The organism is Caballeronia arvi (assembly GCF_001544695.2).
Taxonomy (GTDB): Bacteria; Pseudomonadota; Gammaproteobacteria; order Burkholderiales; family Burkholderiaceae; genus Caballeronia; species Caballeronia arvi.
The window spans coordinates 1-3,523 of the sequence record NZ_FCOM02000156.1 but is presented as its reverse complement, the minus strand read 5'-3'; the positions used below and the strand labels follow the sequence as shown (position 1 = coordinate 3,523).

General features: G+C 58.2%; 3 protein-coding genes. All 3 read right to left on the bottom strand.

Going from position 1 to position 3,523, the window contains the following annotated elements:
• Window positions 1-164 precede the first annotated feature (164 nt).
• Entirely contained in the window at window positions 165-1,415 is a 1,251-nt protein-coding gene (locus AWB74_RS43665) for a type II toxin-antitoxin system HipA family toxin (RefSeq protein ID WP_160110407.1), read from the bottom strand.
• Window positions 1,416-1,963: 548 nt separating this feature from the next.
• Window positions 1,964-2,794 (bottom strand): hypothetical protein, encoded by an 831-nt coding sequence (locus AWB74_RS46735; protein WP_160110406.1) that lies wholly within the window; start codon window positions 2,792-2,794, stop codon window positions 1,964-1,966.
• Between the two features lie 517 nt (window positions 2,795-3,311).
• The coding region (locus AWB74_RS43650; RefSeq protein ID WP_160110405.1) for an ATP-binding protein at window positions 3,312-3,523 on the bottom strand (212 nt) is incomplete at its 5' end.

Genomic DNA, 3,523 nt, shown 5'->3' with positions numbered 1-3,523 from the left:
GCAGCTTTCGGTTTGCGTGGCATACATGCTCCTTTTCGCACATGTTATGCCTTGAACACGAAATTTATGACAGGCTCAAGAAAGCTAAGTTCAAATTTGTGAACAATACGGCTCAAATGGCTTCGCTTTCCGCGTTTGTCTCGTCTTGCACGAAGAAGGTCCCCTTAAGGCAATTCTTGGCGAAGCAAGGTGGACGAGACAGCGTCGATGTGGCGGAATGCAGATTGAACTCTGTCTACGTCCTCACCAGCGACGCCGCATTCGTCGAATGTTACGCGCCAACTACTTACGACCCGCCAGACGTCCGCGATGAGTTCACAGGCGAATTGCTTTGACAGCTGAAAACGTTTAAGGTCACTTAACGCATTGTCTAAGGTAGCGAGTCTTCCGCTGGTGCCAACGCCGAGATGCTGAAATCGCTCGCTCGCGATACTGGGCTGCGGGAGCAGGTCGTACACGGGGCTCAGGCGCCAACTCTTCAGCTCCGCGTCCCACAAAAAGCCGAAGTTTCGCAAATGGTCGTCGTTGTTGCTCACGAAAATATTGAAGAGCATACGCTTATACAACTCCGCCAGCCCGTCATATGCGAGCAAGGTTCGGTAATGTTTCTGCATGCAAGCGCCCAATGCTGCGTACGACATACTTCGCGATTCCATCTCATCGCAGCCGGCGAGCGTTAGCCCGCTGACAAACGGCACGCGGTGTTCAATATCACCGACGCCAGGGTCCCCGCGCAGGAACCGGGCATCACCCTTCCTCGTCGCGCCTCCCGGACTCGTCCAATAGCGGTCGAATCGGCGAACGAGCAGAACATTGCGGTCATTGACTCGAGTCAATCGCGCTGATGGCACTCGAAGCCCCGCTCTTTCTGCCAAGCGTAGCGTCGCGTATTCAACGGCGGGCACATCGACGCGGTCTCCCTCGCTCGCGAACTTAGCGAGGTGCAGCGTTCCCTGCGCATCGCGAACGGAGGCTTTGGGACGAGCTCCGCCCAGTGCCGCGCCTTGCACGAATATGTCGGCAAGCTCCGGTGGAACGGAAAGGCCACGCTCAATGAGACTGGCTCCTTCCGCGAGTCTCGGCAGAGCGTCCCACGAATCATCGCCTACGAGCGGCGGTGCTGACGTATCGCAGCGAACGTCGAGTGCACCGACGCGGTCGCTTCCGGCATGGAGGAGATAATGAGATTCGGGCAGGCCGTTGAGGGAGGCGCCCAGCTTCGCTTCGATAACGCGCCGGCCCCATGCATCTGGCGTAGCATCGCGAATCGCACTGAAGTACGGGAGGGCGTTGGCTGGAGCCCGTCGTCCAGCAGCGCCGGGTTTGCCGACAAGGCTGAGACTTACTGGGTCTATCCCGAAAGCATCGGCTCGCTGAACATACGCTCGGTCGTACTCAAAGGCCGATGCCGTCAAGTCGGCACCCTCCTCGGTGACCGATAATTGGCCACAGGGAACCCACGACGCATCCATGTTTGCAAACACACAAAGCTGAGAGATTTGGGAGGTCATCGGAGTAGGGGGTCGGGGTCGGTCACTCACCGGCCAAGCGTCGGGCATATCGCATCGCTGCGCGAAACCCAGCAGCGCGGTGCATCACTTGCAGGAGGCTTCGGTTCCCGAGGCTCTCGAACGTGTAAGTGAGCTCAAAGTAGGCAGCCCACGGGTCGTTCATCGCACTCATGATACGAGCCAGCCTCAATAATCGGGACGCAGGCCGGGTTTGGCAGATGAAGAGCGCCGGGTAAAGGGTGTCGCGGCCCGATACGATTACAAACATGGACCTTTTGTTCAGCCGCGTCTCGAGCTGAGCGCGAGATATGCCAGAGCGACGGGAAAACTGCGCTGCGGTCAGCAGGCATCCGTTTCTAACTAGCAGGCGCCGTGCTCGACGTACATTGCGCATCGAATCAGGCTCATCGGTGTCTAGCAGGTCGCCGTATATGGGAGCTAGTCTCATGTCTCTAGCTTCCGCTTAGCTTTGACAACATACTGAAGACGGCGCTGCAAAGGTACCCCACGGTCGGATTCTTGGTCGCGAGCTTGAGCTTGTGAACAACTGAAGGTTCTTCGCCTCCTGCAGTCACGGCAACTCGCAAAACGCGGCCGTCGAGTTCGCATAGGAGTCGTGCCTCGAGGTCTGCACCGCTTTCTCCAGCGGTGGCGCGTTCGACGATGACTAGCACCGTCGCGGGTGCCGGTGGAATCTCGTGAGGAAACTGATAGCCGGGCGAACGAATCGCCTTCAATGCGCGTGTCCACAGAGGAACTCGTGAGTCAACTTCGGCAGCGCAGGAATAGAGACACTCAGCGGTGGTCGGGTCGACGGAACTGCTTGCGTCATAAACGTCGACCCGCGTTCGACTGAACTCGCCCGCCCAACCCCGAGCGAATCTCAGTAGCTTGCGAAACGCTTTGTCGTTCGCGAGCAGTTCGAGCGGAACTTCGTCGCCGAGCGCGCCACATTGCCGTGTCAGCAGGTCCAGCCGCAGCGCAGGCGGTGCTGGCACCAAAATCCGGGAAACCTTCCAGAGGCGCTTTAATTTCAAACGTGTATCGGAGAGAAAGGCCGGAAACGCTTGGTGACCTTCAACGTCGAGCGCGAACACCCGGCCGTCGCCGACCATTGCGGCCAGCCGCTTCTTGCTTACGCCCAGTTGCGCCCGAAAAGCCTCCTCTGACAGCAACGTACCGTTTGTAAGCATGTCACGGTAATGCTGTACTTCCTGCGCACGGAGGTCTTCCGTTGAGATGGTTCGACCTGCGCGGGCGAGCTCCGTAAGCGTATGCTCCAAGCTTCCTGCATCCGCGACCAGTATCACAACACGCTCAAGGGAAGCGTCGTCAGTTGCCTCGTTGAAGCCCTCCGACCACTCGTCCGCGCTAGGATAAAAAGAGTGGTCGACATGGCCATCCGTACGGCGTTGTCGCTCATGTACCCAAGGCCGGCCCGGACTAACAACCCCGCGGACCATGTCGCATTCGTCAGCGTCGCCACGTGCCGGAAGCAGAAGGACGGTAGCACCCTTCGGTGCTCGTCGTAGAAGACGAATGAGCTGGTCGATGTTCATAGCGTTAAGCGCAGCGGGGATGTTATTACGATGCGAACGAGTGTCTACGGAGGGCCGCTGTGCATCTCGCCGAGTTTGATTCGAAACTCGTTCAATGCTGCTGACGCAGCGATACTGCCTATTCCACGCAAAACGAACACCCAATCCACACCAAATCGAACGCTGATTCCACGGCAAAGCGAACACGAATTCCACGCCATCGCGAACAAACAGGTGGCAGCGACGCGGGAGCTTTGCCTTTTTACTCGGTCTCAGTCGTTGCAGTCAACGAGCTTCTCGTCTTGCGCATTGATTCACCATCGAGCGTGAGGCGATGGGCGTTGTGTACAAGTCGGTCAAGGATCGCATCCGCGACAGTCGGTTCGCCTATAGCGTCATGCCAGTTGTCGACCGGCAACTGCGATGTCGCCATCGTGGAACGGTTGCCGTGGCGATCGTCGAGGACTTCGAGCA